This window comes from Prauserella shujinwangii, assembly GCF_003001955.1.
Lineage (GTDB): Bacteria > Actinomycetota > Actinomycetes > Mycobacteriales > Pseudonocardiaceae > Qaidamihabitans > Qaidamihabitans shujinwangii.
In genome coordinates this window covers 155,321-180,069 of record NZ_PVNH01000002.1, presented here as the reverse complement: position 1 = coordinate 180,069, position 24,749 = coordinate 155,321, and the positions used below count along the sequence as shown (strand labels likewise).

31 protein-coding genes and 1 tRNA gene are annotated in these 24,749 nt (G+C 72.0%); 18 read left to right on the top strand and 14 right to left on the bottom strand.

The features are described 5' to 3' along the window. Positions 1-8 precede the first annotated feature (8 nt). Genes B0I33_RS04130 through B0I33_RS04120 form a run of 3 tightly spaced genes read right to left on the bottom strand, consistent with a single transcriptional unit; the run spans position 9 to position 1,974 of the window. Positions 9-635 (bottom strand): methyltransferase domain-containing protein, encoded by a 627-nt coding sequence (locus B0I33_RS04130; RefSeq protein WP_106177181.1) that lies wholly within the window; start codon positions 633-635, stop codon positions 9-11. After that, positions 632-1,315 (bottom strand): TIGR04282 family arsenosugar biosynthesis glycosyltransferase, encoded by a 684-nt coding sequence (locus B0I33_RS04125; RefSeq protein ID WP_106177180.1) that lies wholly within the window; start codon positions 1,313-1,315, stop codon positions 632-634. Before B0I33_RS04125 ends, B0I33_RS04130 begins: the two co-directional genes overlap by 4 nt. Continuing rightward, entirely contained in the window at positions 1,312-1,974 is a 663-nt protein-coding gene (locus tag B0I33_RS04120; RefSeq protein WP_106177179.1) for a glycosyltransferase family 2 protein, read from the bottom strand. Before B0I33_RS04120 ends, B0I33_RS04125 begins: the two co-directional genes overlap by 4 nt. A 140-nt stretch (positions 1,975-2,114) precedes the next feature. Between B0I33_RS04120 and B0I33_RS04115 the strand changes: the two genes are divergently transcribed. The 3 genes from B0I33_RS04115 to B0I33_RS04105 are packed head-to-tail and all read left to right on the top strand — an operon-like array spanning position 2,115 to position 5,222. Further along, on the top strand, positions 2,115-3,464 hold the full coding sequence (locus tag B0I33_RS04115; RefSeq protein ID WP_106177178.1) for a hypothetical protein: 1,350 nt from the start codon (positions 2,115-2,117) through the stop codon (positions 3,462-3,464). Positions 3,465-3,471: 7 nt separating this feature from the next. Beyond that, positions 3,472-4,173: a response regulator transcription factor gene (locus B0I33_RS04110; protein WP_106177177.1), complete on the top strand. Its 702-nt coding sequence runs from the start codon at positions 3,472-3,474 to the stop codon at positions 4,171-4,173. Next, positions 4,170-5,222 carry a sensor histidine kinase gene (locus B0I33_RS04105; protein WP_106177176.1) on the top strand — a complete coding sequence of 351 codons (1,053 nt, stop codon included), beginning with the start codon at positions 4,170-4,172 and terminating at the stop codon, positions 5,220-5,222. The genes B0I33_RS04110 and B0I33_RS04105 overlap by 4 nt, the downstream gene beginning before the upstream one ends. A 21-nt stretch (positions 5,223-5,243) precedes the next feature. Here B0I33_RS04105 and B0I33_RS04100 read toward each other — a convergent pair whose 3' ends face one another. Continuing rightward, positions 5,244-6,302, bottom strand: coding sequence for an NAD-dependent epimerase/dehydratase family protein (locus B0I33_RS04100; protein ID WP_106177175.1), 1,059 nt, complete (start codon positions 6,300-6,302; stop codon positions 5,244-5,246). A gap of 117 nt (positions 6,303-6,419) precedes the next feature. On the opposite strand from B0I33_RS04100, the gene B0I33_RS04095 reads away from it, so the two are divergent. Both B0I33_RS04095 and B0I33_RS04090 read left to right on the top strand, forming a co-directional pair. Continuing rightward, positions 6,420-6,920: a MogA/MoaB family molybdenum cofactor biosynthesis protein gene (locus B0I33_RS04095; RefSeq protein ID WP_106177174.1), complete on the top strand. Its 501-nt coding sequence runs from the start codon at positions 6,420-6,422 to the stop codon at positions 6,918-6,920. 15 nt (positions 6,921-6,935) lie between these two features. Then, entirely contained in the window at positions 6,936-7,118 is a 183-nt protein-coding gene (locus B0I33_RS04090) for a hypothetical protein (protein ID WP_106177173.1), read from the top strand. A gap of 16 nt (positions 7,119-7,134) precedes the next feature. Here B0I33_RS04090 and mscL read toward each other — a convergent pair whose 3' ends face one another. The 4 genes from mscL to B0I33_RS04070 all read right to left on the bottom strand — a co-directional run bounded on the left by mscL (position 7,135) and on the right by B0I33_RS04070 (position 9,467). After that, positions 7,135-7,548, bottom strand: a complete 414-nt coding sequence (gene mscL, locus B0I33_RS04085; protein WP_106177172.1) for a large-conductance mechanosensitive channel protein MscL — start codon at positions 7,546-7,548, stop codon at positions 7,135-7,137. Positions 7,549-7,573: 25 nt separating this feature from the next. Next, positions 7,574-8,212, bottom strand: a complete 639-nt coding sequence (locus B0I33_RS04080; RefSeq protein ID WP_106177654.1) for an SAF domain-containing protein — start codon at positions 8,210-8,212, stop codon at positions 7,574-7,576. Positions 8,213-8,428: 216 nt separating this feature from the next. Next, a complete protein-coding gene (locus B0I33_RS04075) occupies positions 8,429-8,773 on the bottom strand; it encodes an FmdB family zinc ribbon protein (protein WP_106177171.1) in 345 nt (114 codons plus the stop codon). A gap of 91 nt (positions 8,774-8,864) precedes the next feature. After that, positions 8,865-9,467, bottom strand: a complete 603-nt coding sequence (locus tag B0I33_RS04070; protein WP_106177170.1) for a 5-formyltetrahydrofolate cyclo-ligase — start codon at positions 9,465-9,467, stop codon at positions 8,865-8,867. Between the two features lie 24 nt (positions 9,468-9,491). Here B0I33_RS04070 and B0I33_RS04065 point away from each other — a divergent pair, with 24 nt between their 5' ends. The 6 genes from B0I33_RS04065 to B0I33_RS04040 all read left to right on the top strand — a co-directional run bounded on the left by B0I33_RS04065 (position 9,492) and on the right by B0I33_RS04040 (position 14,827). Further along, positions 9,492-10,397: a UTP--glucose-1-phosphate uridylyltransferase gene (locus B0I33_RS04065; protein WP_106177169.1), complete on the top strand. Its 906-nt coding sequence runs from the start codon at positions 9,492-9,494 to the stop codon at positions 10,395-10,397. Beyond that, on the top strand, positions 10,394-11,677 hold the full coding sequence (glp, locus tag B0I33_RS04060) for a molybdotransferase-like divisome protein Glp (protein ID WP_106177168.1): 1,284 nt from the start codon (positions 10,394-10,396) through the stop codon (positions 11,675-11,677). The genes B0I33_RS04065 and glp overlap by 4 nt, the downstream gene beginning before the upstream one ends. Before the next feature lie 6 nt (positions 11,678-11,683). Further along, positions 11,684-12,355 (top strand): GNAT family N-acetyltransferase, encoded by a 672-nt coding sequence (locus B0I33_RS04055; RefSeq protein ID WP_106177167.1) that lies wholly within the window; start codon positions 11,684-11,686, stop codon positions 12,353-12,355. Between the two features lie 234 nt (positions 12,356-12,589). Continuing rightward, positions 12,590-13,408: a divisome protein SepX/GlpR gene (gene sepX, locus B0I33_RS04050; protein WP_106177166.1), complete on the top strand. Its 819-nt coding sequence runs from the start codon at positions 12,590-12,592 to the stop codon at positions 13,406-13,408. Positions 13,409-13,463: 55 nt separating this feature from the next. Further along, positions 13,464-13,536: transfer RNA gene (locus B0I33_RS04045), tRNA-Ala, on the top strand. Positions 13,537-13,768: 232 nt separating this feature from the next. Further along, complete coding sequence (locus B0I33_RS04040; RefSeq protein ID WP_106177165.1) at positions 13,769-14,827, top strand: fatty acid desaturase family protein; 1,059 nt, start codon at positions 13,769-13,771, stop codon at positions 14,825-14,827. A gap of 632 nt (positions 14,828-15,459) precedes the next feature. Here B0I33_RS04040 and B0I33_RS04035 read toward each other — a convergent pair. Next, the gene (locus B0I33_RS04035) at positions 15,460-16,107 is read right to left on the bottom strand and encodes a GNAT family N-acetyltransferase (RefSeq protein WP_245900435.1); all 648 of its coding nucleotides are present in this window, start codon (positions 16,105-16,107) and stop codon (positions 15,460-15,462) included. Then, entirely contained in the window at positions 16,104-16,652 is a 549-nt protein-coding gene (locus B0I33_RS04030; RefSeq protein ID WP_245900434.1) for a DUF5994 family protein, read from the bottom strand. The genes B0I33_RS04035 and B0I33_RS04030 overlap by 4 nt, the downstream gene beginning before the upstream one ends. 283 nt (positions 16,653-16,935) lie before the next feature. On the opposite strand from B0I33_RS04030, the gene B0I33_RS04025 reads away from it, so the two are divergent. The 6 genes from B0I33_RS04025 to B0I33_RS04005 are packed head-to-tail and all read left to right on the top strand — an operon-like array spanning position 16,936 to position 19,420. Next, the gene (locus B0I33_RS04025; protein WP_106177163.1) at positions 16,936-17,421 is read left to right on the top strand and encodes an Asp23/Gls24 family envelope stress response protein; all 486 of its coding nucleotides are present in this window, start codon (positions 16,936-16,938) and stop codon (positions 17,419-17,421) included. After that, a complete protein-coding gene (locus tag B0I33_RS04020) occupies positions 17,418-17,741 on the top strand; it encodes a hypothetical protein (RefSeq protein ID WP_106177162.1) in 324 nt (107 codons plus the stop codon). Before B0I33_RS04025 ends, B0I33_RS04020 begins: the two co-directional genes overlap by 4 nt. Beyond that, complete coding sequence (locus B0I33_RS29840; RefSeq protein ID WP_181193167.1) at positions 17,738-17,914, top strand: hypothetical protein; 177 nt, start codon at positions 17,738-17,740, stop codon at positions 17,912-17,914. Before B0I33_RS04020 ends, B0I33_RS29840 begins: the two co-directional genes overlap by 4 nt. A gap of 2 nt (positions 17,915-17,916) precedes the next feature. After that, complete coding sequence (locus tag B0I33_RS04015; protein ID WP_106177161.1) at positions 17,917-18,318, top strand: Asp23/Gls24 family envelope stress response protein; 402 nt, start codon at positions 17,917-17,919, stop codon at positions 18,316-18,318. Next, positions 18,315-18,851, top strand: coding sequence for a DUF6286 domain-containing protein (locus B0I33_RS04010; protein ID WP_106177160.1), 537 nt, complete (start codon positions 18,315-18,317; stop codon positions 18,849-18,851). The genes B0I33_RS04015 and B0I33_RS04010 overlap by 4 nt, the downstream gene beginning before the upstream one ends. Continuing rightward, positions 18,848-19,420, top strand: a complete 573-nt coding sequence (locus B0I33_RS04005; protein ID WP_106177159.1) for an alkaline shock response membrane anchor protein AmaP — start codon at positions 18,848-18,850, stop codon at positions 19,418-19,420. The genes B0I33_RS04010 and B0I33_RS04005 overlap by 4 nt, the downstream gene beginning before the upstream one ends. Positions 19,421-19,598: 178 nt before the next feature. On the opposite strand, the gene merB is transcribed toward B0I33_RS04005, so the two are convergent. Beyond that, positions 19,599-20,198 carry an organomercurial lyase MerB gene (merB, locus tag B0I33_RS04000; protein WP_245900433.1) on the bottom strand — a complete coding sequence of 200 codons (600 nt, stop codon included), beginning with the start codon at positions 20,196-20,198 and terminating at the stop codon, positions 19,599-19,601. A gap of 71 nt (positions 20,199-20,269) precedes the next feature. Next, complete coding sequence (merA, locus tag B0I33_RS03995) at positions 20,270-21,685, bottom strand: mercury(II) reductase (RefSeq protein ID WP_106177158.1); 1,416 nt, start codon at positions 21,683-21,685, stop codon at positions 20,270-20,272. A gap of 82 nt (positions 21,686-21,767) precedes the next feature. Here merA and B0I33_RS03990 point away from each other — a divergent pair, with 82 nt between their 5' ends. After that, positions 21,768-22,121, top strand: a complete 354-nt coding sequence (locus B0I33_RS03990; RefSeq protein ID WP_106177157.1) for an ArsR/SmtB family transcription factor — start codon at positions 21,768-21,770, stop codon at positions 22,119-22,121. Between the two features lie 40 nt (positions 22,122-22,161). On the opposite strand, the gene B0I33_RS03985 is transcribed toward B0I33_RS03990, so the two are convergent. Further along, positions 22,162-23,463 carry an ankyrin repeat domain-containing protein gene (locus B0I33_RS03985; RefSeq protein WP_245900432.1) on the bottom strand — a complete coding sequence of 434 codons (1,302 nt, stop codon included), beginning with the start codon at positions 23,461-23,463 and terminating at the stop codon, positions 22,162-22,164. A 161-nt stretch (positions 23,464-23,624) separates the two neighbouring features. After that, positions 23,625-24,743, bottom strand: coding sequence for a sensor histidine kinase (locus tag B0I33_RS03980; RefSeq protein WP_281259338.1), 1,119 nt, complete (start codon positions 24,741-24,743; stop codon positions 23,625-23,627). Positions 24,744-24,749 lie beyond the last annotated feature (6 nt).

The following is a 24,749-nucleotide window of genomic DNA, read 5'->3' as shown; positions in this document are numbered from 1 at the left end:
GTTTCCGCTCACGACCCGGTTCGCGTCAGCTCGGTCACCCAGCGGCCGTCCCGGTGGCCGGTCCAGCGCACCCGCAGGCCCGCGGGCGCTGCCGCGGCCGCCACGGCGTCCACGCCGAGCCACGCCCACCGGAACCAGTGCCCGGAACGCGTTCCCTGGCCACCGATGCGCACGCGCTCGCGGCGCAGGCCCCGGCCCGGCGGCTCCACCTCGACCAGCGCGGTTCCGCTCTCGGCGAGCAGGTCCGCGACCCGGCACAGCAGGATGACCGGGTCACCTCCGATGCCGATGTTGCCGTCGGCCAGCAGCACATGCCGCCACCTGCCCTCGGCCGGCAGGCGGCCGAACACGTCGCGGCGCAGCGCGGTCGCCCCGCGCCGCCGGGCGAGCCGCACGGCCACCGCCGAACGGTCGATCCCGAGAGTCGCCACCCCGCGCTCGCCGAGCGCGGCCACCAGCCTGCCGGGACCGCAGCCGACGTCCAGTGTCGGCCCCGTACAGCGCCCGAGCAGCAACTCGTCGGCGACCCCCGGCGGGCGGCGCCAGCGCCGCACGGGCAGCCCGATCCGCTCCCCGCCGGACAGCTCGAACCAGCACGTCCCGCCGAGCAGGCCGGGGTCGAACTCGGTGGTCACGCCGAGCCGGCCCGGGGTGCGACGGCGCGGAGCGCCGCCGCGAACCGCCCGTCCGGAGCCGCGTCGGCGACGGCGCCCGCATCCGCCATGGTGTCCACATCGGACATCTCGATCGTCTCGCCCGCCCGCAGGCCCGCCGCCTCCAGCGCCTTCCGCGTGAGCCGCCCGGTGTCCGGCCGCGACATCGGCACGTTCGCGAGGACGGCGGCACCGCGGGGATCCCGCAGCCCGAGCGCCCACCAGCCTCCGTCGGTGGCGGGGCCGAGGACGGCGTCCTCGCCGCCACGCAGCCGACGCGCGATCGTCCCGAGCAGGGCGGGGCGCACCTGCGGCGTGTCCATCCCGATCTGCACGACCGGCAGCCCGGGCGCGGCACGCGCGGTGTCGGCGTGCGCGTGCGCCAGGCGTTCCCCGAAGTGCCTGCCGCGCTGGGTCAGCACCGTGCAGCGGCGCAGTGCGGCCGCGAGCTCGGTGCCGCGCGCCGCGGTGGAAAGGTCACCGGTGAGCGCGACGAACGGAGCGGCCTCGTCGGTCGCCAGCACGGTGTCGAGCGTGTCCAGCAGGGCGGCCGCCGCCAGGTCGGCTGCCTGGGCCGGGGTCGCGGGAGGGCACAGGCGGGTCTTCGCCAGACCCGGCACGGGAGCCTTGGCCACCACGAGCACGCAACAGCGGGCGTTCATGCGCGCCACACCCTCGCCATGTCCCGTGCGGCCCGCAGCGTGCCCCGCACCGAGCCCGACACCTTCGACGTGGTGCCGTCGGCCCTCGGCCCGTACGGCACGGCGAACTCGCGAACCCGCCAGCCCGCTCGGCTCGCCTTGATCAGCAACTCGAGCGGATAACCGAACGCCCGGTCGGCGACGCCGAGTGCGAGCAGCTCCGTCCTGCGGGCCGCGCGCACGGGCGCGATGTCGTGCACGTCGAGGCCCCGGGCCCGCAGCAACGCCGACAGCAGCGCGTTGGCGCCTCTCGCATGCCACGGCCACACCCCGCGCGCGGCGGGCACTCGCCGGCCCACGGCGAGCTGGACGCCGCCCCCGTCGAGCGCCGCCACCAGCGTGGGCAGTGTTCCGGCGTCGAGCGAGCCGTCCGCGTCCATGAAGCAGACGACGTCGGCGGTGGCCGTCTCGAGACCGGTGTGCACGGCGGCGCCGTATCCCCGCCGGTGCTCGGTCACCACCCGGGCGCCGTGCTCGGCCGCGATCTCGGGTGAGCCGTCGGTGGAACCGTTGTCCACCACGATGGCGCGGTAACCGGGTGGCAGCCGGGCGAGCACGCCGGGCAGCGCGCCGGCCTCGTCGAGGCAGGGCAGGATCACATCGACCGGTTCGCGCACCACGCATTCCAGGCTAGGTCCGCGGTGGACAGTGCGAAACCCGTGCGGTGCTTACGAAAGCCTGACGGCGGCTGGACATCTTACCAGTTCATGACGAATGCCGCGCCCGTGCTGCCCGGCCGTGGGCGGCGGGTTATCGTGCCCTGGTGGCCGAGTCCCGAGTCGCACCGCCTCCTGCCCGGAAAACCCCCGGTGTGCGCGGCGATCTCGTGGCGGTCGGACTGGCCCTGCTCCTGGTCGCCGCGGCGTTCGCGGTCGGCTGCTACCTCAACCGGCCCGGCTCCGGCGTGGTGCTGTGGGCCAAGGCGGCACCACTCTACGGCGGCTGGCAGGAGCACACCGGCCCGGGAACCGTGCCTGCCATCCTGCTCGCGGCCGCGGTCGTCGGCTACGGGCCCGCGCTGGCGCAGCGGCTGCGCTGGCGCACCCTGCTGCCGCTGGGTTACCTGGCCGCGCTCGCGTGGATGTTCTCGCTCGCGCTGATCGACGGCTGGCGACGCGGCTTCGCCCGGCGACTGGCGACCCCGTACGAGTACCTGCACGAGGTGCCGCGCATCACCGACATCTCCGAGATGCTGCGGGAGTTCGCCGACCGCATCGTCGCGCACCCGCAGGCCTGGACCACGCACGTGGCCGGTCATCCACCCGGCGCCACCCTGGTGTTCGTCTGGCTCGACCGGCTCGGGCTGTCGGGCAGCACATGGGCCGCGGTCGTGTGCGTGCTGGCGGGGGCCCTCGTCGCGGTGGCCGTTCCGGTGACGCTGTGGGCGCTCGGGCGGGCGGACGCGGCGCGGGCGAGCCTGCCGTTCGTGGTGCTCTTCCCCGGCGCGGTGTGGATGGCCGTGTCCGCGGACGGGCTGTTCGCCGGCGTGACGGCGATGGGCGTCGCCCTGCTGGCCTGCGCCGTGCGGTGGTTCGGCGAGGGCAGGAGAGTGGCGGTCGCCGCCGCGCTCGGCGCAGGTGTCGTCCTGGGGTTCGGCATCTTCCTGTCCTACGGGCTGTTGCTGCTCGGTACCGTCGCGCTCGCCGTCGTCCTGGCAGGCCGCAGCGGAAGGGCGTTCGGGCTCGCGGTGGCCGGGGCGCTCGCCGTCGTCGCCGTGTTCGCGGTCGCCGGGTTCTGGTGGCTCGACGGCTACGAGAACGTGGTGCGGCGCTACTACCAGGGGGTCGGCGGCGAGCGCCCGTACGCGTACTGGGTGTGGGCGAACCTCGCCTGTCTCGTGCTCGCCGCGGGACCCGCCGTGGTGGCGGGCGTGCGGCGACTGCGTGGCTGGGGTGCGGTCACCGCACTCACCGGAGCCGCGCTGCTGGCGATCCTCGTCGCCGACCTTTCCGGGCTGTCCAAGGCCGAGGTCGAGCGGATCTGGCTACCGTTCACGGTGTGGCTGCTGCCCGCCACGGCCCTGCTGCCCGCCGGATCCCGCCGATGGTGGCTCGCCGGGCAGGCGGTGACCGCGCTGGCGGTGAACCATCTGGTGCTGACGATCTGGTGAGGTCGGTATGGACGAGCAGTCGGGCCGTGTGCTCGTGGTGGACGACGACGAGACGGTCCGGGACGTGGTGCGGCGTTATCTGGAGATCGCCGGGTTCACGGTGGACGTTGCCGGTGACGGCGCCGAGGGGTTGTCCAGGTTCGCGGTGTCCCGGCCCGACCTCGTGGTCCTCGACGTGATGATGCCCGGCCTGGACGGCCTCGAGGTGTGCCGCAGGCTGCGCGAGTCGAGCCAGGTCCCGGTGGTGCTGCTGACCGCGCTCGGTGAGGAGGAGAACCGGATCGCCGGGTTGCAGCTCGGCGCCGATGACTACGTCACCAAACCGTTCAGCCCGCGCGAGCTGGCGCTGCGCGTGTCGTCGGTGCTGCGCCGCGCGCGGATGCCGCGGCCGGAGCGCGCCGAGACCGAGCTCGTGGACGGAGGTCTGCGGCTGCTGCCCGGGGCTCGGCACGCCACCCTGGACGGTGCGGAGCTCCCGCTGACGGCCAGGGAGTTCGACCTGCTCGCGTTCTTCCTCACCCACCCCGGCACCGCGTTCTCCCGGACCGACCTGCTCGAGAAGGTGTGGGGCTGGGACTTCGGCGACCAGTCGACGGTCACCGTCCACGTGCGACGGTTGCGGGAGAAGATCGAGCCGGACCCGGCCAGCCCGCGCCGGGTGGTCACCGTGTGGGGCGTCGGCTACCGCTACGACCGGACCCAGCCGTGATCGAGTCGGACGAGTCCCTCTCGGACATGCTGCTGCACGCCTGGCACATCCTGCCGGTGGCCCTGGCGTTCGCGATGCCGGTCGCGGTGCTCGGCGGGCTGCTCCTGTACTGGTTGCGCCAGGGGTCGCTGGCCAGCACCCTGACCGTGCTCGTGCTCACGCCCGTCACCGCGACACTGTCCGGCGTGCTCGGCGTGAGCGGGTTCATGTTCAGCACGACCCTCACCACGCTCCTGCTCGTGTGCCTGCTGGTCGCGCTGGTCACCGTGCCCGCGGCGATCGTGCTCGGCAGGGCGATCGCGCGCCGGAGCGTGTGGGAGCGCGAGGCCAGGGAGCGGGAGCGGGCCGCGGAGGCGGCGCGCCGGGAACTGGTCGCCTGGATCAGCCACGACCTGCGCAGTCCGCTGTCCGGCATCCGCGCGATGGCCGAGGCGCTGGCCGACGGCGTGGTGGCCGAGCCAGGCGAGGTGGCCGGGTACGCCCAGCGCATCAACGGCGAGGCCACGCGCCTTTCGACGATGGTCGACGACCTTTTCGAGCTGTCCCGCATCACGGCGGGGGCGCTGCGGCTGGAGCTCACCGCCGTGCCGCTGCGCGACGTCGTGAGCGACGCGCTGGCCGCGCAGACGCCGCTCGCGCAGCGCAAGCGGGTGACGGTGCGGTCCAGTGCCGTCGAGTGGCCGGTCGTGCTGGGCAGCGACCCGGAGCTGGCCCGCATCGTGCGGAACCTGGTGGCCAACGCGATCCGGCACACCCCGCCCGACGGAACGGTCGCGGTGGAGATCGGGGTGGACGGCCGCGACGCGGTGCTCGCGGTCGGTGACGGCTGCGGCGGCATCCCCGAGGAGGAGATCGGCCGCGTGTTCGACGTCGCCTTCCGCGGAACCCACGCGCGCACGCCCGAGCCGGCGAGCACCACCGCGGGCGGCGGGCTCGGCCTGGCGATCACCAAGGGGCTCGTCGAGGCGCACCGGGGCCGCATCGGCGTGCGCAACCACGGCGACGGCTGCCGGTTCGAGGTGCGGCTCCCGCTCGCCCAGGGACGGTGAACGTCACCTCACCGCGGCGGCTCACGCGACGGGTGCGCGCAGTGGTGCCGTGGCGAACGCGGCGATGCCCTCGGCGAACCCGGTCCGGGCGGTGAACCCGAGCAGGCGCTCGGCGCGGGCGGGGTCGGCGACGACGTGCCGCACGTCCGAGGGCCGGGCACCCCCCACGACGCGCGGCCGCGGGCCCCCGCAGGCGCGGGACAGCTCCTCGGCCAGCTCACCGACGGTGTGCGGCTCGCCGGAGCAGATGTTCACCGGCTCCAGCTCGCCCGGCTCGCCCTCGGCGCGCAGCGCCAGCACGTTCGCCCGCGCCACGTCGTGCACGTGCACGAAGTCGCGCCTCTGTTCGCCGTCCTCCAGCACGGTCGGCGCCTCGCCGCGGTGCAGCGCGGAGCGGAACAGCGAGGCCACCCCCGCGTACGGGGTGTTCCGCGGCATTCGCGGCCCGTAGACGTTGTGGTAGCGCAGCGCCCACCCGGTGCCGCCGGTCTGGCGGGCCCACGCCGCGGCGAGGTGCTCCTGCGCCAGCTTGGTCGCCGCGTAGGTGCTCCGGGGCCGCAGCGGCGCGTCCTCGGGGACCAGCAGCGGCCGCAGCGGCACACCGCAAACAGCGCAGCCCGGCTCGAACCGGCCCGCCGCCACGTCGGCCTCGCGGCGCGGCGCGGGCGGGCGCACACCGTGTTCGGCGCACTCGTACCGGCCCTCGCCGTACACCACCATCGACGACGCGAGGACCAGCCGGTGCACCCCGGCCTTGTGCATCTCGGCGAGCAGCACGGCCGTGCCGTAGTCGTTGTGCAGCGCGTACGACGGCGCGTCGGACGGGTCGACACCGTGCCCGACCACCGCGGCCTGGTGGCACACGGCATCGACCGTGGGCAGGATCCCCGCCAGTACGGCGGCGTCGGTGACGCTGCCCCGGACGAACTCGTGCCGATCGGTGTAGTCCGGCGGGTCACCCGCGCCGTGGGCGGTCGGCAGCAGCTCGTCGAGCACCACCGGTGTCCAGCCCGATCCGGCCAGCTGGTCCGCTACGTGGGAGCCGATGAATCCGGCCCCTCCGGTGACGAGAACACGCACGTCGGTGACGGTAGACGTCCGGCGGCCGGCACGCAGCCCGAACGGGTGACTCGTCAGCGTTCGGTCACATCTCCCTTCGATGATCGGGTCGCGGCCCGACCCACTACGGTGGGGCGTATGGAACGGAGTGCACAGCGGCTGGGCCGCGCTCTCGTGGTGATCGTCGACGACCGCGCGGCTCACGGTGAGACCGAGGACAGCACCGGTCCGCTGGTGACCGAGCTGCTGGAGGAGGCCGGGTTCATCGTGGACGGCACGGTGGTCGTCCACGCCGACACGGTCGCCATCCGCAACGCGCTCAACACCGCCGTGATCGGTGGCGTCGACCTCGTGATCACGGTCGGCGCGACCGGGGTTTCCCCCAGGGACGTCACCCCGGACGCGACCGCGGGTGTCCTCGACCGGCCCATTCCCGGCATCGCCGAGGCGCTCCGCTCCTCCGGCCTCGCCGCGGGCGCCATCGACGCGGGCATCTCCCGCGGCCTCGTCGGCGTCTCCGGCAGCACGCTCGTCGTCAACCTCGCCGGCTCGCGGGCGGCGGTCCGCGACGGCATGGCCACCCTGTCGTCCCTCGTGCGGCACGTCATCGACGAGCTGTCCGGGCTCGACGAGAGCTGACCGGGCGGGACGGCCGTGTCCAGCGACGACCGCGAGCGCCCGCCGCGCCAGGACCCGCCTGGTCCCGACCGGCGGAGGCTCGACGACGTCTTCGGCGACGTGCTGCCCGAGACGACCTCGGACGAGCGCGAGCAGGCGGCACGGCCTGCCGAGGCCGACGACTGGTTCCTGGAGAACCGGCCGCCGCACCACGGCTGACCCGCCCGGCGTGCCGTCAGTCGCCGACGCGCTCGCCCCTCCGCTGCTCGCGCAGCAGGTCCCGGATCTCGGTGAGCAGCTCCACATCGGTCGGCTGTGCGGGCCCTGCCTCCTCGCCCCGCTTGCGGCGTTCCTGGACCTTGCGCAACGGGAGGACGAACAGGAAGTAGACGACGGCCGCGATCAGCACGAAGTTGATCGCCGCGTTGATCACGTTGCCGATGTCGACGAACGTCGACTCGTTGTCCGCGAGGATCCGGAAGCCCAGGCCCGCCGCCGCGTCCGAGCCACCCAGCGCGTTGATCAGCGGCTGGATCAGGCTCTCCGTGAACGCGGTCACGATCGCCGTGAACGCGGTGCCGATGACGACCGCCACCGCGAGGTCGATGACGTTGCCGCGCATCAGGAAGTCCTTGAAGCCCTTGAGCACGGGCACTCCTCTCCACAAAGGACAACTACGAGCGCAGCGTAACGGTGACCTCCCTCCCGAGCGTGGCCGCCGCCAGTTCCGAGGCGGTCTCCTGCGGCGCGGCCACCAGCACCAGCGGGCCCTCGCCGCCGGGGCCGTCGCGGGCCTGCTCCCCGAGCACGGCGAGCACGGTGGCGCCGATCGCCAGCACCCCATCCGCCCGGCCACTGTCGCCGAGCGCGACCACGTCGACGCGCGTGCCAGGACGCAGCAGGCCGGTCACACCCGGATCGGCCAGCCGCACGGGCACGGTCGCGGTACCCGGCGGGGTGGAGCGGGCCCCGACGAGCCGGACGTCGGTGATCGGTTCGCCCGCCCGCGCGAGCCCGGCGAGCACCCGGCCCTGCGCGGCCGCAGGCCCGGTGAGCACCCCGGCGGGGCGGACGGACTCCGGCACCTGGACCACCCGCACGTCGGAGGGTCCGAGGGTGGTCCCGAGCGGCAGGTCGCGGGCGGAGACCAGCATGGGCGCGCTCGGCTCCCCGCCGCCGGGACGGACGGCCAGCACCGCGGCGAGCACGAACAGCGCGGCCGCGAACGCACGCCGCAGCAGCGTCAGCGGACGACCGCGCAACGGCGGCGGCAGCCGGTCGTACCAGCGGCGTGAGCGAACAGCGGTGTGCATCGGCATCCCCGTCGGCCGTGCGGGGCGGCCGGTCCGCCCCGGGTACCCGGACGACGCTAGGCGCGCGGGCACCCGCGGCGACACCGGCGGATCCCGGACCTGTGGACAACCGGGGTCCTGTGGACAACCGCCGGACCGGTGACGGGGCCGGAGACAGCGACGCCGCGGTACCGGGGGTGGTGGTCCCGGTACCGCGGCGTACGGATCAGGGGGCGGTCAGGAGGCCGCCGACGCGGTCTTCGCCGTGCTCGACGACGAGGAGGAGGAGCCGGACGAGGAGCCGGAGTCGGACTTCGCCGAGCCGTTGCTCCCCGGCTTCGCGCTGCCGTTGGTGTCGGTCGAGCCGTTCTTCGCGGACCCGTTCGCGCTCGACGACTTCGAGTCGGACCGCGAGTCGGTACGGTAGAACCCGCTGCCCTTGAAGATCACGCCCACCGATCCGTACAGCTTGCGCAGCGAACCGGAGCATTGCGGGCACTCGGTCAGGCTGGGGTCGGAGAAGGACTGGACCGCCTCGAAGTGGTGGTCACACTCCTTGCAGGCGTACTGGTAGGTCGGCACGGGCGCTCCTTCAGGCATTGGCACTCAATCCCTACGAGTGCTAACCCCGATTGTGCGTGATGACATTCCCCGAGCGCAAACGAGGTGCGGATCACACCGGCGGGGTGTACGGCAGCGCCAGCACGCCCCTGCCGGGCGTGAGCACGGCCGTCATCCGCACGTCGTGCGGCTCCGCGGGCAGTCGCTCGACGAACTCTGTGTCGCGGATCACGGCCACCAGCTCGGCGCCGGGAGAGGCGAACGGCAGCGACCGGTCGTAGTAGCCGGCTCCCCGGCCCAGCCGGACCCCCGTGTGGTCCACGCCGAGTGCGGGCAGCAGCACGCGGTCGGCCTCGCCGATGCCCTCCGGGCCCAGACGTGGTCCTCCCGGCTCCAATATGCCCCGGTACCTGCCCGGGACCAGGGCCGATGTGCCCTCGTACACGGCCCAGTCGAGCGGCCCGGCGGCGGGCGGCACCACCGGCAGCAGGACACGCGCACCCCGGTCGCGCAGGACGTCGAGCAGTGCCAGCGACCCCGGCTCCGCGCCGAACGGGACGTAGCAGCACACCGTGCCGCCCGCCAGTCCGGCGACGGCGTCGGCGAGGGCTCGCGCCTCGCCGACGCGCTGCTGTGCCGAGATCGCCGCCCGCCCCGCGATCAGCCGGGCGCGCCAGTCCGCCTTGCCGAGGTGCTCGTTGTCAGTGGGATGCACCAGTCCAGGCTAGGCTTTGCGCCCATGACGGGCGCCGCGATTGACAAGACGTTCCGAACCGCCATCGTGCCTGCCGCGGGTCTGGGCACGAGATTCCTCCCGACCACCAAGGCCGTTCCCAAGGAGCTGCTGCCGGTCGTGGACACACCGGGCATCGAACTCGTCGCGGGCGAGGCGGCGCAGGCCGGAGCCGACCGGCTCGTCGTGGTCACCTCGCCCGGCAAGGAGTCGGTCGTCAGCTACTTCGAACGGCAGCCGGAGCTGGAGGAGACGCTCGAGCGCAAGGGCAAGACCGCGCTCCTGGAGAAGGTGCGCAGGGCCCCCGCCCTGCTGGACGTCGAGGTGGCCATCCAGAAGGAGGCGCTGGGCCTCGGGCACGCGGTGGCCCAGGCCGAGCCGAACCTCCGCGAGGACGACGACGCCGTCGCCGTGCTGTTGCCGGACGACCTCGTGCTGCCGGTCGGCGTGCTCGAGCGGATGTCCGCCGTGCGGGCGAGGTACGGCGGCAGCGTGCTGTGCGCCTTCGACATCCCCAAGGACCAGATTTCACCCTATGGTGTGTTCGACGTGTCCGACACGGATGACCCGGATGTCAAGCGGGTTCATGGCATGGTGGAGAAGCCCGCTCCCGAGGACGCACCCTCGACGTACGCCGCGGCCGGCAGGTACCTGCTGGACCGGGCGATCTTCGACGCGCTGCGCCGGATCACCCCGGGCTCGGGCGGCGAGCTGCAGCTGACCGACGCGGTGGCGCTGCTGATCGAGGAGGGCCACCCCGTGCACGTCGTGGTCCACCGGGGCGGCAGGCACGATCTCGGCAACCCCGGCGGCTTCCTCAAGGCGGCCGTGGACTTCGCGCTCGACGACCCGGACCTCGGGCCGGAGCTGCGCACGTGGCTGGCCCAACGAATCGAGACCGACCGCTCATGACCGAATCCGAGCCGATCACCGTCGCGACACCGGACGCTCCCGAGTCCGCGGCCGAGTTCCGGTCGGTGGACGCGCAGCTCGCGCTCGTCCTCGATGCCGCCGTGCGGCCGAGGCCGGTGCGGGTCGCGATCTCGGAGGCGCAGGGCCTGCTGTGCGCGGAGGAGGTCGTCGCGGAGCACGCGCTGCCCGGGTTCGACCAGGCCGCGGTCGACGGCTACGCGGTGCGCAGCGTCGACGTGCGGGCGGCCTCGCAGGAGCCGGTGCAGCTGCCGGTGGTCGGCGAGATCCCGGCAGGCTCCCGCCAGCCGAGGCGGCTGCAGCCGGGACAGGCGGTGCGCGTGGCCACCGGGGCCCCGCTGCCGACGCTGGCCGACGCCGTGGTGCCCACGGCGTTCACCGACGACCACCACGCGAACGTCACCGTCCACCGGGCCGTGCCCTCGGCCGGGTACGTCCGGCGGACCGGTGAGGACGTGCAGATCGGTGACGTGGCCGTGCGCAAGGGCGACACGATCGGTTCGGCGCAGGTCGGCCTGCTCGCCGCGGTCGGCAGGGCGAAGGTCCTGGTCTACCCGCGGCCGAGGGTGTCGATCGTGTCCGTCGGTGACGAGCTGGTGGACATCGACCGCACCCCGTCGGTGGGGCAGGTGTACGACGTCAACTCCTACGCGCTCGCGGCGGCGGCGCGGGACGCCGGGGCCGAGGTGAGCAGGGTCGGCATCGTGCCGACCGACCCGAAGCGGCTCCGTGAGACCGTCGAGGGCAGGCTGCTGATGTCCGAGGTCGTCGTGGTCGCCGGTGGTGCGGGCGGCTCGATCGGGGACGAGGTGCAGGCCGCGCTGTCCGAGCTCGGCCGCATCGACATGACCCGCGTGGCCATGCATCCCGGGTCCGTGCAGGGCTTCGGCAGGCTGGGCCCGGACTCCGTGCCGACGTTCCTCATCCCCGGCAACCCGATGAGCGCGCTCGTGGTGTTCGAGGTGCTCGTCCGGCCGCTGATCCGGGCGGCGCGGGGCACCCGCAACCCGCACCGCAGGATGGTCGACGCGCGGCTGCTGTCGCCGGTCACGTCCACGGAGGGCCGCCGCGGCTTCCTGCGCGGCCAGCTGCTGCGGGACGAGAGCAACGGGGAGTACCTGGTGCAGCCGCTCGGCACGTCGGGTGCGCACCTGCTGGCCTCGCTCGCCGAGGCGAACTGCCTGATCAACATCGAAGAGGGGCTCACCGAGGTGGCGGCAGGCGAGCAGGTCAAGGTGACGTTCCTGGCCCAGCGCGCGTAGCGGGCGATGTCCACACCCGTCTACGGCACGCCGTACGGCGCCGAGTCCCGGCATCCGGGCTGGCCTGCCAAGCCGGGACCGCTCCTGGTGACGGCCGGTGCGGTGGCGCTGCGGCCGGTGCGGCTGCGGGACGGCGGCGAGTGGAGCCGGATCCGGCTGCGGGACCGCGAGTACCTCGAGAAGTGGGAGCCCACGGCCGCCGGGCCGTGGACCGATCGCAACGCCGGGTGGGCGTGGCCCGCGCAGTGGGCGTCGTTGCGGAGCCTCGCCCGGCGGGGCCAGTGCCTGCCGTTCGCGATCACGGTCGACGGCGCGTTCGCCGGTCAGATCACGATCGGCAACGTGATCCGGGCCTCGCTGCGTTCGGCGTGGGTCGGCTACTGGGTGTCCTCCGAGCTCGCGGGCAAGGGTGTGGCCACGGCGGCGGTGGCGCTGGTCACCGACCACGCGTTCGGCGCGGCCGGCCTGCACCGGCTGGAGGCGACCGTCCGGCCGGAGAACACGGCGAGTCTGCGGGTCCTGGCGAAGGCGGGCTACCGGCAGGAGGGGCTGTTCCGCCGCTACCTCGACGTCGCCGGGGCCTGGCGGGACCACTACTGCTTCGCCATCACCGCCGAGGAGACCGGCGAGGGTCTCGCGGACCGGCTCGTCGCCGCCGGGCGCGCCACACGCCCCTGACCAGCGTCAACCATTTGCGCGGTATTCACCGGATCCGGTGACCACTTTCCCGGCTCCGCCCGGCGTGCCTCCCGTTCTTCTGTTACTCCTGTGACTAGCGTGACGATGGTCAGAGTGGAGAGCGGGAGTGCGGTGGCCACTGCGAGCACTGTGAACACCCCACTTGGTTTCCAGCGGAGCAGGGTCGCGCGGTTCCACTAGGACACGGCAATGGGTCGGGGGAGGTGACGGGAGATGCCAAGCTCGCTGATCATCGTCGCGCTTGCGGCGGCATGGCTTGTCGTTCTCGTGCCCATGATCGCGCGCAAGCGCCAGGAGATCGCGCAGACCAACGACTCCGCGCTGGCGGCGAGAGTCGTGCGGAGCGGGGGACCACACCACGAGTGGCGGAAGGAGTTCGCCATGTCCGGCAGTTCGAACAGTGGCGGCGAAGTGCCCGCCGACGACGAGGACCTGGTCGACGACGACAGCTACGACTACGACGACTACGACGAGGATCTGGACGCCGAGGACGAACCGGCACCCGAGCCCACGCGACCCGTGGCCGACGAGAACTCCGGCCGCGGTGGCCGCCGCTACCGGCCGGGCCGAGGCGGTTTCGACCCCGAGGCCGCGGAGATCGCGGCCAGGGCCAAGTACGCGCACCGCCAGCGTGTGGTGCTCGGGTTGCTGCTGGTCGCGCTGGTCACCGGCGTGCTGGCCGGGTTCCTGTGGCCGATGGTGTGGTGGGCGCACGGCGCCGTCGATTTGCTGCTCGTCGGCTACCTCGCGTACCTGCGCAGGCAGGTCCGCATCGAGGAGGAGATCCGGCAGCGCAGGCTCGCCAGGTACAACGCCTCGGTGCGCCGGGTCCGCGCGTCGGAGCAGGCGCTGGACGACGTCGAGGTGGTCGCGCGCGAGCCCCGCGAGGTCGCCGGTGCCGAGCGCAGGCCGGTGCCCACGTCCCGCATGCGCCGCCAGGCGGTGGTCGTCGACCTGGACGACGAGGACCCCGCGTTCCACGAGCTCGCGGAGCCGGGCCCGCCTCCGTACCGGCGGGCGGCCGGGGAGTAGGACCCCCTTGCTCGGTGGGCATGGCAGCGTTGCTATGCTCATCGAGCACCATCAAGGGGCTGTAGCGCAGTTGGTAGCGCGTCTCGTTCGCATCGAGAAGGTCAGGGGTTCGATTCCCCTCAGCTCCACCGAGCCAGTTGGTTCATACGCCCAGAAGAGTCGTCTCTCTGGGCGTTGTTTTCGTCTCTGGCCCCGCCGGACGCGTCGAGAGCAGAGACGTCGACGGAGGGCACCGGCCTGTCCGAGCGGACGCATCCCTGTGCGGGTTTAGGCCGCGTATCCCGGTGGAAATCCGATCGGCGCGGTCGCCGTGCGCGCGCGGCGCGATGTAGGACGCCTGTTGGGAGACCACATTTCATCATGACCGGATCAACTGCTTCGGCGGCACAGTCGTCGAAACCTCGCCGTGGTGGCGACTTCGGGGAGCTGTCCCGCCGGGTCAGGGGCGCGGGGTTGCTGCGTCGACGATACGGCTATTACGCGGCGCGGATTACGGTCAACGTGGTGCTGCTCGCCGGCGGCGGCTTCGTGTTCGTGCTACTGGGCGACTCGTGGTGGCAGTTGCTCACCGCGGTGCTGCTTGCGGGGGTGTTCACGCAGTTCGCGTTCATCGGGCACGACGCGGGGCATCGGCAGATCTTCGGTTCCCGGCGCGGCAACGACCTCGTCGGATACGCGCACGGTGTGGTCACCGGGATCAGCTACAAGTGGTGGGTCGGCAAGCACAACCTGCATCACGCCAACCCGAACCACGAGGACGAAGACCCCGATATCGAGATTCCCGCGCTCGCGTTCAGCGTTGAGCAGGCCCGGACCAAACGCGGCCTGCTGCGGTGGGTGGTGAAGTACCAGGCGTTCCTGTTCTTCCCGTTGCTGCTGGCCGAAGCGGTGATGCTGCGCATCGCGAGCGTCCAGGCCGTGCTGCGCCGCGAGGTCAAGGCCACCTGGTTGGAAGCAACCCTGCTGGCCGCACACATGGTGGGCTATCTGGGTGTGGTGTTCCTCGTGCTGTCCCCGCTCAAGGCGATTGTGTTCATCGTGGTGCACCAGGGATTGATGGGTGTGTACCTGGGGTGCTCGTTTGCCCCCAACCACAAGGGCATGCCCATTCTGGGCAAGGACGAGCGCCTGGACTACCTGCGCAAGCAGGTGCTCACTTCCCGGAACATCCTCGGCGGCCGATGGGTGGACGGCTTGCTGGGCGGGTTGAACTACCAGATCGAGCACCACTTGTTCCCCAGCATGCCGCGTCCCAATCTGCGCCGCGCCCAGCCGCTCGTGCGGGAGTTCTGCTCGCGACGGGGCATCTCCTACAGCCACTGCGGGCTAGTGGCCTCCTATGCCCAAGTCCTGCGCCACCTGCACGCCGTCGGTGCACCGCTACGCCGTCCCCGCCGCCCGGTACCGGCACCGGGCTGATCCGCGCGTGCACCGCACGGGACCACCGTCTGGTGTCCCCGGGTCCGCCCACGGTTTGGTTGGCACCTGACGTGTGAGGCTTCGGCCTCGCTGGAAGGGTGTCATCGTGCCAAAGCCCTTACCCGCTGGGCGTTCCGTGGCTGACGTGGTCGCCGTGGCGCGGCGTGGCGAGGCTCCGTTGAAGCAGATCGCCGCTCATCGAGATCTCAGCGACCTGTCTGTCCAACTGGCTCAAAGCCGCCGATGTCGAGGATGGCAAGCGCGCTGGTGTGACTCGTGAGCAAATCCGCCGAGCTGCGTGAACCGCGCAAGCGCCAACCGGCTTCTGGAGCAGGAGAACGGGTGCCGCGCAAGCGGCAGCCTATCCGATCGCGGCCCTTACTCCGATCAGGGTGCCCGTCGCGGTGGCGTGCAGGGTGCTGGGACCTCCCGGCAGACTCGCAGGCCTACTACCCGTGGCGTGCTGATCCGGTTTCGCCGCGGGACCGGTTCAATCGCCGCACGGTGTGTCCGTTCATTCCGTGGCCTGGCGACCGGTTGACCCTTCCCGTTCGCTGTGACGCGGCTCCTCAGCGGCATCGGTTGCAGAGTTCCGGCAGGCACCGGGGGCGTGCTGTTCTCGCCCGGTGTCCTCAGGCCGGCGACGGCGACCGCTGCCCGGCCACCGAGCGGGCGGCATCCGTGGGCGGACTTTGCGTGTAGGGGGCGGCCTCGTCGAGATCAGCCGAACGGAGCCGAAAGACTTGCAGGGTCAGCCCGAAGTACTTGCTGGTTTCGCCGACCCAGTGCATACCGTTGCGACGAACAGCGGCGGCGGCGCGGGTGTTGCCCGGCCGGACGACGGCGAACAGTTCGTCGACGTCGTGGCGAAAGGCCCAGCCAGCCAGTGCTTGGGTGGTTTCGCTGGCGTATCCGTGTCCCCAGCTGTCGGGATGGAGCTGCCAGCCGAGTTCGAGATCTTCGTTGCCGGGCGGGAGGGCCAGCAGCGTCGCCCCGCCGATGACCTGGTTGTCGCCGCGGCGCTGAATAGCCCAGCGTCCGGCTGGCGGCATCGCTCGGCTGCTTTCGGCGATCCATTGCTGCAGCAGCAGGCGCATGGCAGCCAGATCAGGCACCTGGTCCATCGCCGGGCTGAGCCAGCGCGCCACTGCGGCGTTGCCGAACACGGCCAGTGCCGCGGGCGCGTCCGAGATATGCCAGCCCCGCAAGACCAGCCGCGGGGTGACGAGGGGAGGCCGGAGTTCGGCCTGGTGGGGCTGCAGGCCGATGAGTGCGTTCACCGGACTCGTCCGCCGTCGACTTCCCATCGCTGGGTGGCGGTGTCCGAGAACTCCGCGCCGGCGACACGACTCGGCGAGAGAAGCATGTCGGTGCTATCGGCGTTGTCGCGCCGCGCGGCCCTCATGAGGGCCTCGTGCGCGGCTGCCTTGGGCATGTCGGGCGGCAAGGTGAGCAGGGTCAGGCGTTGCCGGCCCTGACCGGTCACCGTCACAGCGTGGGGAGGTTGCGAACGAAACCCCTCCAGCCGGACAGCACGGCCCCCGATCACGAGGCGGCGGGGAACGGACGTCCACGTGGTCAGGTGGTAGGTCACCCGTTCGATGGTTCCCGGCCGGGTCGCGAGCACCTCCAGCAGCGCTGGCAGTTCAGCGGCCAGGTCCCGGGACCGGGGCCACCAGGCGCCGTCGACGTGGCCGCTGACCGACCCCGCCGGTTTCAGGCGTAGGCGCGGTGTGTGGTGTGACGGCTCGGCGGCTGCCGGGGGTGTGATGAGTGTGCTCGGGCTCGACATGATGTCGATGCTCCCGTCTCCGGTCGTGAACACGACCGGGGAGTTTCGTCGAGAACGACGCGAGTTCGGTCACTCGCGTACGAGATGCTCCCGACAATCTCCATTCTACACCGATTCCGGCCAGCCCCGACCGCTCGACGTTTGGACCGGAAACGGCAGGGTAGCCCAGGGTAAAGCCGCGAGGGAATGCCTGGGAGGTCCAGCGGTCCCCAGGAATCGGGATTCGTCAGGGCTAGGAATCGACCCCGCGGAGGTCTCGAGGCGGGTCCGCATCTCGGAATCAGTCGGCCGATCATCAATCGAAGGAGCTCACAAGATGACCACTCCGACCACGCAGAACGCGTCCGCGAGCCCGTCGTCGGGCGGCAGCCAGGACTCGACGAGCCGGGACTCGGCCAGCCAGTTGGTCACCGAACAGGGGGCGACCACCATCGCTGACGCGGTCGTGCAGAAGATCGCGGGTCTGGCGGCCAGCGAGATTTCCGGTGTGTATGCACTCGGCGGCGGCACGGCGCGGGCCTTCGGTGCTCTTCGGGAGCGTATCCCGGGAGCTTCGGCCAGTGCCGGGCAAGGTGTGTCGGTGGAGGTCGGGGAGCGGCAGACGGCCGTGGATCTCGAGCTGGTCGTGGAGTACGGCGTCTCGATCGTCGATCTCGCCCGCGCGGCCCGGCGCAACGTGATCGCCGCGATCGAGCGCATGACCGGGCTGGAGGTCGTCGAGGTCAACATCGCCGTCAACGACATGCATCTCCCCGACGAGGAGACCGACACCGAGCGCGAACAGACGACCAGGTTGCAGTGACTTCCGATCTCGATGCCGACCTGATCGCTGCCGCGGTTCGGGCGGTGCCGGAGGTGAGCGGCCTGGACAGCGGACGGTTCGGCGACATCGCGACGTATCTGCCCGGGCGTCGGGTGGTGGGGGTGCGCATCCGGCCGGAGGAGATCGCCATCGGCGTGATCAGCCGGTATCCGGCCAGTGTCGCCGAGGTCGCCTCCGCGGTCCGGGCGGCGATCGGAAGGGGCGACCGTCCCGTGCGGGTGGCCGTCATGGACATGGTGCTGCCGGCAACGGCGCCGGCGGCGCTCGGCCGACTGGCAGTTAAGGAAGAACACTCATGAACTTCACGGTTCTCGGGCTTTTGTCCGGCATCGCTCTGGGTCTTGCGGGCGCGTTCGGCGGTTTCACCGCGTTTCTCATCGTCCTTGTCCTCGGTGCTGTCGGCCTGCTGGCCGGCCTGCTGGCCGACGGCAAGCTCGACCTGTCCCAGCTCACCGGCCGCGGCCGTCGTTGATCATGTCGACCGTGGGCACGCGGGCGGAGGCCGACCGCGACGAGCAGGAGATGAGCGAACGTGGCCGCACTGTCGTCGCGGGTCGCGCGGTCGAGCGATTGGCCGCGTACGCGGTGACCGAGATCGAGAGTGTCGGCGGTTCGGCTCGCCGGCTGCTCGGTGTCACCATCGGCGCCGAGGACCAGGACCGTGCTGCGGGAGTACAGGCCCGGGTGGACGGTGCCACCGCCGATTTGGACGTTCGGCTGTCGATCGCGTATCCGAATCCGGTCGCCGTCACGTGTGAACGGGTCCGGGTTCATCTGATACAGCGGGTTGCCGAACTGGCGGGGCTGACCGTGTCGCGGGTCGACATCACCGTGACCGCCCTGCACGCTCCGGCCACCGGGGGGAGGCTCCAGTGATCCGCCGCCCGCGCCGCAGCCTTCCCGCGATTCTGAGCGCGCTAGCGCTCCTCGCGGCAGCCGTGCTGGTCGCGACCTCTGCGATTCAGATGCTCGCCGGACAGCGGCCGTTCATCAGCTACGACGCGGTGGCGGAAACGCTGAACAGAGCGAGGTGGGACGACTGGGGTGTCGCGGTCGCCGGTGGTGTGGCCGCGGCGCTCGGGCTGGTGTTGCTGCTGTCGGCGGCCCTGCCGGGCTCGGCGACCGTCGTTCCGCTCGACGACGACCGTGATGGTCTCGATTCCGGCGCGTCACGCCGGGGTTTGCGCACCACTCTGCGTGCGGCGGCGGCCGAGGTCGACGGCGTGCGCAGCGCCAGGCTCGCCGTGCGCCGCGACGTCGTGACGGCGACGGTGCGCACTGACCGCGTGCGCGGCGAGGGACTGCGCGACGCGGTGCACGCGGCACTCGAGCGACGCCTCGAGGAGATCTCACTGGCGGCCCGCCCGGCGCTGCAAGTCCGGGTGCGCAGCACGCGGAGCCGAGCATGAGCGCCTCAAACCCGCCGGGTCGGCTCAATCGTGGCGTACTCGCACTGCTCGGGCTGATGCTGGTCGCTGCCGGCGGGCTCACCCTTGCCACCCACTTCGGATGGCGGGGCTTGTTCGACCCGGCCAGCACGATCGTCCCCGGTACGGGGCGGCCCCCGACCTGGGTTCTCTACATCATCACCGTGGTCGCGACCCTGCTCGGACTCCTGTGCCTCCGGTGGCTCGCCGCGCAATTGGTCCGTAGGCCTCGAAGGCGCATCTGGCGCCTGGAAAGTGACCCGGATCGGGGTCGAACCGAGCTCGCCACCACCACCGCGGTCGAGCCTTTCGCCGACGAGATCGAAAAGTACCCCGGGGTGCGGGCCGCCGACGCCTCCCTGACCGGGGCACAAAACGACGCCACCCTCACGGTTGTCATCCACGCCGACCAGCAGGCATCCCTCGCCGCCATCAGACATCGGCTGAGCACCCAGGCGTTGCCCCGGCTGCGTCAGGCGCTCGGTCTGCGGGCACTACCCACCCAGGTCGAGTTCCGCTTCACCGGCAAAACGACGACGACTGTTCGATGACTCCGCGGAAGGGCGCCGAGGCGTCCGCACGAAATCGGTGGAAGTACGTTTCGTCCGCCATGCTGCGCCACCGAACGCGCACTGCGCCCGCCGTCTCCTCCGCTACATCCAACTGTGCCCGCGCCGAGGCCTTCCGCGGCGACCTCGCCGGTCAATGGCTGCCGCCTGGAGTGCCCGGTCAGCAGGTCCCGGCGTCGGCTTGCCGGCACGACGCGGCGGTGACCTTGCCACCGAGGTGGTATGCCTCGGTGATCGGGAGCACCGAGGCATCGGGGTGGTCGGCCAGCCACGGGCGGGCGACGTGCGCACTGGCGAAGAAGTGCACGTGGTCGCAGAAGGCGGTGCGGACCGAGGTGAGGTCGTCCGGGGTGACCAGCGAGACCACCGCGGTGGGCGGGTCGATGCCGGTGACCCTGGTGCCGTCGACGGTGAGGTGGACAGGAGTGCCGGTGGCCTGGCAGGGCGAGGTTACCCGGGCAGGGCATCCGAGCAGTCCGGGATAGACCAGGGTGTCCATGGCGCACCAGGTGTGGAGCACTCGCCCGTCGATCTCGAAGCGGTGCGGGGTCGGCCGCAGGGTGAGTCCCGCGCCGACGATCCGGCCCTGGTCGTCGTATTCGATGTCCGGCGTACCCGCCAGAGCGCGGCTGACCTCCCCGGCCGGGCGGCCGAGGGCGGCGGTCAGATCCCCGATGATGACCGGTGCGCCGCGGGAGAGGAGCCGCAGCAGGGTGAGCCCGCGCCATCCCCCGGCCGTGTCGGTTTCGGGGCGGAACAAGGAGTCCAGTGTGGACGCGATCTGTTCGCGTTCGGTTGTCCTGATGGCGGCCTTTCCGCGGTGTTCTGGTTTCACGCGGCGCAGCAGGAGAGTTTGGTGACGTCGCGGGTGAAGGTCTGCGCGGCGAGTTTGAGGGCTTCGGCCATGGTCAGGTAGGGGCACCACAGCTCGCCCATCTCGTACACGGTCATCTGGTTGTGCAGCGCGTAGACGGCGGTGGCGATCACCTCGCCCGCGCCGTCGGCCAGCACGTGCGCGCCGAGCAGGTGCCCGGTACCGCGTTCGGCGACCAGTTTGACCAGGCCGCGGGTGTCGCGGTTGACCAGGGCGCGCGGAACGTGTTCCAGCGGCAGCACCCGGCATTCGCAGTCGTAGCCCCGTGCCCTGGCCTCGGCGTCGGTGAGCCCGGCCGCGGCGACCTGCGGGCCGGTGAACGTCACCCGTGGCAGGTGGTGGTAGTCCAGCGTGCGGCCGGCCTGGTGGAAGGCGTTGTCGACCACGACCGCGCCGTGCGCGCCGGCGACGTAGACGAACTGCGGGTGCCCGGTCACGTCCCCGGCGGCCCAGATCCGCGGGTTCGCGGTGCGCAGGTGCTCGTCGGTGACGATCCGGCCGCGCTCGCCGGTGGTCACCCCGACCCTGTCCAGCCCGAGCCCGCCGGTCACGGGCCTGCGGCCGGTGGCCATCAGCAGCTCGTTCGCCCGCAGCTCACGGGTGTGCCCGTCCGTGTCGCGCAGCCCGGCGACCACCTGCCCGTGTTCGCGGCGCACTCGGGTGAGGACCGTGCCGGTGTGCACGCCGATCCCCGCCTCGGTGAAGACCTCGGCCAGCGCGCCGGAGATCTCGGGTTCCTCCGCCGGGGCCAGCCGCTCCTCCTTCTCCACGATCTCGGCCCGCGTCCCCAGCCGGGCGAACAACTGCGCCTGTTCCAGCCCGATGTAGTTGCCGCCGACGACCAGCAGCGACTCCGGCAGCGCCGCGAGTTCCATGGCGGTGGTGGAGGTCAGGTGCTCCACCTCGGCCAGTCCGTCCACCGGGGGCGTCCACGGAGCCGATCCGGTCGCGACGAGGTAGTGCTCCGCCTCGATCCGGCGCGCGCCGCCCTCGGCGAGGGCCACCTCCAGGGCCGGGCCGCTGGTGAACCGGGCGTGGCCGGCGATGATCTCCCAGCCGTACTCGGCGGCCAGACCGGTGTACTTGTCCTGCCGCATCCCGGTCACCAGGTCGGCCTTGCCCTCGACCAGCCGGGCCACGGCGACCTCGTCGGCGCTGGCGCGGATGCCGGGAAACCGGTCGGCCGAGAGCGCGACGTGCCGGGCCTCGGCGGCGGCCAGCAGCGCCTTCGACGGCACACAGCCGGTGTTCACGCAGGTGCCGCCGACGGTGCCGCGCTCGATCATCACGACCGAGCGGTCCGCCCGCCGGGCGGCGATCGCCGCGGCGAAGGCGGCGCCCCCGGAGCCGATGATCGCCAGATCGAAAGCCATCCCCTCACCCTTTCCCGCGTGGGGCGTGCTCGGCCACTCGTATTCGCCTACCCGGATGTATTCTCGGCGCGATCGTATCCGCATGGGCGAATACGTGCTGGGTGATGGGGAGGTGGCCCTGATGGACGAGGTGGCGACGGTGGCGAGGTTCTTCCGCGCTCTGGGGGATTCGAGCCGGCTGCGGCTGCTGGAGTTCCTGCTCGACGGCGAGCACAGCGTCAGCGACTGCGTGGGCCAGATCGGGCTGTCCCAGGGTCGCGTGTCGACGCACCTGGCGTGTCTGGCCGACTGCGGCTACATCCAGGCCCGCCGGGAGGGCCGCTGGTGCTACTACCGGGTGGCCGACCCTCGGGTGGCCGAGCTGGTGACGCTGGCCCGCGCGCTGGCCGCCTGCGAGCGCATCGACGCCCCGCGGACCGCGTCGAGACGGAGCTGAGCGGTGCCCTGGTCGCGGCTACGTCCGCGTTCACGACGTGTCAGCCTGCGGCCAGATACTTCGCCAGGAGGGCATCGACGGCATCGTCACCGGTGGGTGGCGTGTGCTGGGTGGGCGCACCGGCCGCGAGCAGGACCTCGACTGTCCCGGGGTAGTCGCCTTCCTCGGCGCGGTTGTTCCGCAGGCCCCACAACGCACAGTCCAACGGCGTGGGACCGTCCTCGTCGAAGGCGCAGTCGTGCAGGTCCGCACCGCGGTCGACCAGCAGCCGCACCGCCCCGGTGCGCCCGTGCATGGCGGCCTGGTCCAGCGGGGTGAAGTCGCTCCAGCCACGTGTGTCGACCGGCATGCCGCTGTCCAGCAGGGCACGCACCACATCGGTGCGCCCGAGTAGCGCGAACTGGCCCAGAATCCAGCCGTAGTCGTCCCGGTCGGGAGCGCCCAGCACGGGCGGCGGCGCCTGCGGCAGCCGCACCGACTCGCCGCGAGCGATGGCCAGCACGGCGGCGTCGACCGGATCGAGTTCGGCGGTCGCGCCACGGGAGGCCAGCAACTCGTACGCGGCGAGATGCCCGCACCGCGCCGCCAGCGCCAGCGGGCGCCGGCCGACGTCCCAGCGATCCCACGGCCGGTTCACATCGGCTCCCGCATCCAGCAGCATCGTGATGATCCGCGGCCCGCGACCACGGGCGATCGCATGGTGCAGGCCGCTGTCGGCGCTCGCGCCGTGGTCGAGGAACCAGCGCAGCCCGCCGGCGTCCTCGAAGTCCAGCTTGTGCGCCACCAGACGCTCGAAGCCGGGCTCGTACAGCAGGTCCAGAAACTCGGTGTCCGGCTGCTCGCAGGCGTGGTAGAAGGCGTCCTCGTCCCTGGTCGCACCCCGCTCGACCAGCAGCCGGACCAGCGCGAGGTCACCGCGCTCGACCGCGGCGAACAACGCGGACATCCTGCCCTCGCCACACCGTTCCGCCGTGTGGCTGTCCGGGTCGGCCCCGGCGTCCAGCAGCAGGCGCGCGCACTCGCGCACGTCCGCCGCCGAGCCGATCGACCGGCGCAGCAACACCAGCAGCGGGGCCAGCCCGTCGACCTCCGTGGTCGCTGCCGCCGGATCGGCGTGCAGCAGCCCGGACAGCGCGGAGGCATCGGCGAGCACGAGTGTCCGTTCGATGCCGACGAGCCTGCCGGCCTGCACATGGCGGACGAGCTTCGGCCAGTCGGCGAAGCCATACTCGCGGGCGATCTCGTGCTGTGCTCGGCTCAACCCGATCGCCCGGTCTCGCTTGCGCTTCTTGGCTCGCTTGCGCAGGTACTCCAGCGACGCGCGCACTGGCAGTTCAGGCACGGCGAACCCCTATCCGCCCGCGTCCGCGTCCTCGGGCCGAGGTCCGTCGATCGATCCGCGAAACCCGTGCCGGTGGGATGGTCCCTATCCCGCGGACCGGACGCGTCCGGCGACGCGCGCCGCGATCCTACCGCGCGCCACCTCGGTGAGGCATCGGCTCGTCAAGCCTCGGCCAATCTCGGGCCGGTGTGCGGTGGCGCCGCGGGCAGGTGCACCGTGACCCGGAGCCCCCCGGCAGCGCGGGGGTCGAGGGCCAGAGTTCCGTCGTGTGCCCGGACGATGCTCTGGACGAGCGCCAGACCGAGGCCGACGCCCGCGTGGTCGGTGCGGACGCGTTCGGTGCCGCGCTGGAACGGCTCGGCGAGCGTGGCGACCAGGTGTGGCGCGAGCTGCTCGCCGGTGTTCTCGACGGTGAGCGCCACCGCCTCGGGGTGGACGGTGGTCGTGACCCACACGGTGCCCCGCTCGGGCAGGTTGTGGACTATCGCGTTGTGCAGGAGGTTCGTGGTCAGCTGCAGCAGCAGCGCAGGTGAGCCGAGGGCGGGGGCCAGGTCGCCGGAGACCTCGATGGTGACACCGCGTTGCTCCGCGAGTGGGAGGAGCGTCTCGGTGGCTTCTTCCGCGATGAGGGACAGGTCGACGTGTTCCCGGGTGAAGGACCGCTGGTCGGCGCGACTGAGCGAGAGCAGCGCCTCGGTGAGGTTCATCGCCCGGGTGTTGACCGTGTGCAGGCGGTCGAGGAGCTTGCCGGTGTCGTGGTCGCGGTCGGTGCGGGCCACCTCGAGCAGGGTGTGCGTGATGGCCAGCGGGGTGCGCAGTTCGTGGGAGGCGTTGGCCGCGAACCGCTGTTGCTCGGCGACGTGCGCTTCCAGCCGGGCGAGCATGGTGTCGAAGGCGTCGGCGAGCTCGCGGAACTCGTCCCTGGGGCCCGGTAGCCGGATCCGGTGGGAGAGTGATCCGCTCGCGGCCCAGCGGGTGGCGTCCGTGATGCGGGTCAGCGGGGCGAGCATGCGCCCGGCCAGAAGCCACCCTCCCACGAGACCGAAAACCAGCAGGCACACCAACGCCGCGCCCGCCTTCGGGACGAAGGCGCGTTGCAGGTCAGACCGGTTGGGAATGAACGGCGCGCCGGGACCCTGATCCCGGGCACGACCGGTGGCGACGAGCACGCCGTCGGGCACGTAACGCAGCAGGAACACCCAGACGACCGCGAGCAGCAGGGCACCGGCGAGCAGGAGGAACCCGGCGTAGCTGAGGGTGAGTTTCAGGCGAACGCTCAACCCGGG

What these genes read in the sequence shown, in the direction of transcription:
- B0I33_RS04125 (WP_106177180.1), bottom strand. Translation starts at nt 1,315, where the DNA reads ATGAACGCCCGCTGTTGCGTGCTCGTGGTGGCCAAGGCTCCCGTGCCG.
- B0I33_RS04110 (WP_106177177.1), top strand. Translation starts at nt 3,472, where the DNA reads ATGGACGAGCAGTCGGGCCGTGTGCTCGTGGTGGACGACGACGAGACG.
- B0I33_RS04095 (WP_106177174.1), top strand. Translation starts at nt 6,420, where the DNA reads ATGGAACGGAGTGCACAGCGGCTGGGCCGCGCTCTCGTGGTGATCGTC.
- B0I33_RS04080 (WP_106177654.1), bottom strand. Translation starts at nt 8,212, where the DNA reads ATGCACACCGCTGTTCGCTCACGCCGCTGGTACGACCGGCTGCCGCCG.
- B0I33_RS04065 (WP_106177169.1), top strand. Translation starts at nt 9,492, where the DNA reads ATGACGGGCGCCGCGATTGACAAGACGTTCCGAACCGCCATCGTGCCT.
- glp (WP_106177168.1), top strand. Translation starts at nt 10,394, where the DNA reads ATGACCGAATCCGAGCCGATCACCGTCGCGACACCGGACGCTCCCGAG.
- B0I33_RS04055 (WP_106177167.1), top strand. Translation starts at nt 11,684, where the DNA reads ATGTCCACACCCGTCTACGGCACGCCGTACGGCGCCGAGTCCCGGCAT.
- sepX (WP_106177166.1), top strand. Translation starts at nt 12,590, where the DNA reads ATGCCAAGCTCGCTGATCATCGTCGCGCTTGCGGCGGCATGGCTTGTC.
- B0I33_RS04040 (WP_106177165.1), top strand. Translation starts at nt 13,769, where the DNA reads ATGACCGGATCAACTGCTTCGGCGGCACAGTCGTCGAAACCTCGCCGT.
- B0I33_RS04025 (WP_106177163.1), top strand. Translation starts at nt 16,936, where the DNA reads ATGACCACTCCGACCACGCAGAACGCGTCCGCGAGCCCGTCGTCGGGC.
- B0I33_RS29840 (WP_181193167.1), top strand. Translation starts at nt 17,738, where the DNA reads ATGAACTTCACGGTTCTCGGGCTTTTGTCCGGCATCGCTCTGGGTCTT.
- B0I33_RS04015 (WP_106177161.1), top strand. Translation starts at nt 17,917, where the DNA reads ATGTCGACCGTGGGCACGCGGGCGGAGGCCGACCGCGACGAGCAGGAG.
- B0I33_RS04005 (WP_106177159.1), top strand. Translation starts at nt 18,848, where the DNA reads ATGAGCGCCTCAAACCCGCCGGGTCGGCTCAATCGTGGCGTACTCGCA.
- merA (WP_106177158.1), bottom strand. Translation starts at nt 21,685, where the DNA reads ATGGCTTTCGATCTGGCGATCATCGGCTCCGGGGGCGCCGCCTTCGCC.
- B0I33_RS03990 (WP_106177157.1), top strand. Translation starts at nt 21,768, where the DNA reads ATGGGCGAATACGTGCTGGGTGATGGGGAGGTGGCCCTGATGGACGAG.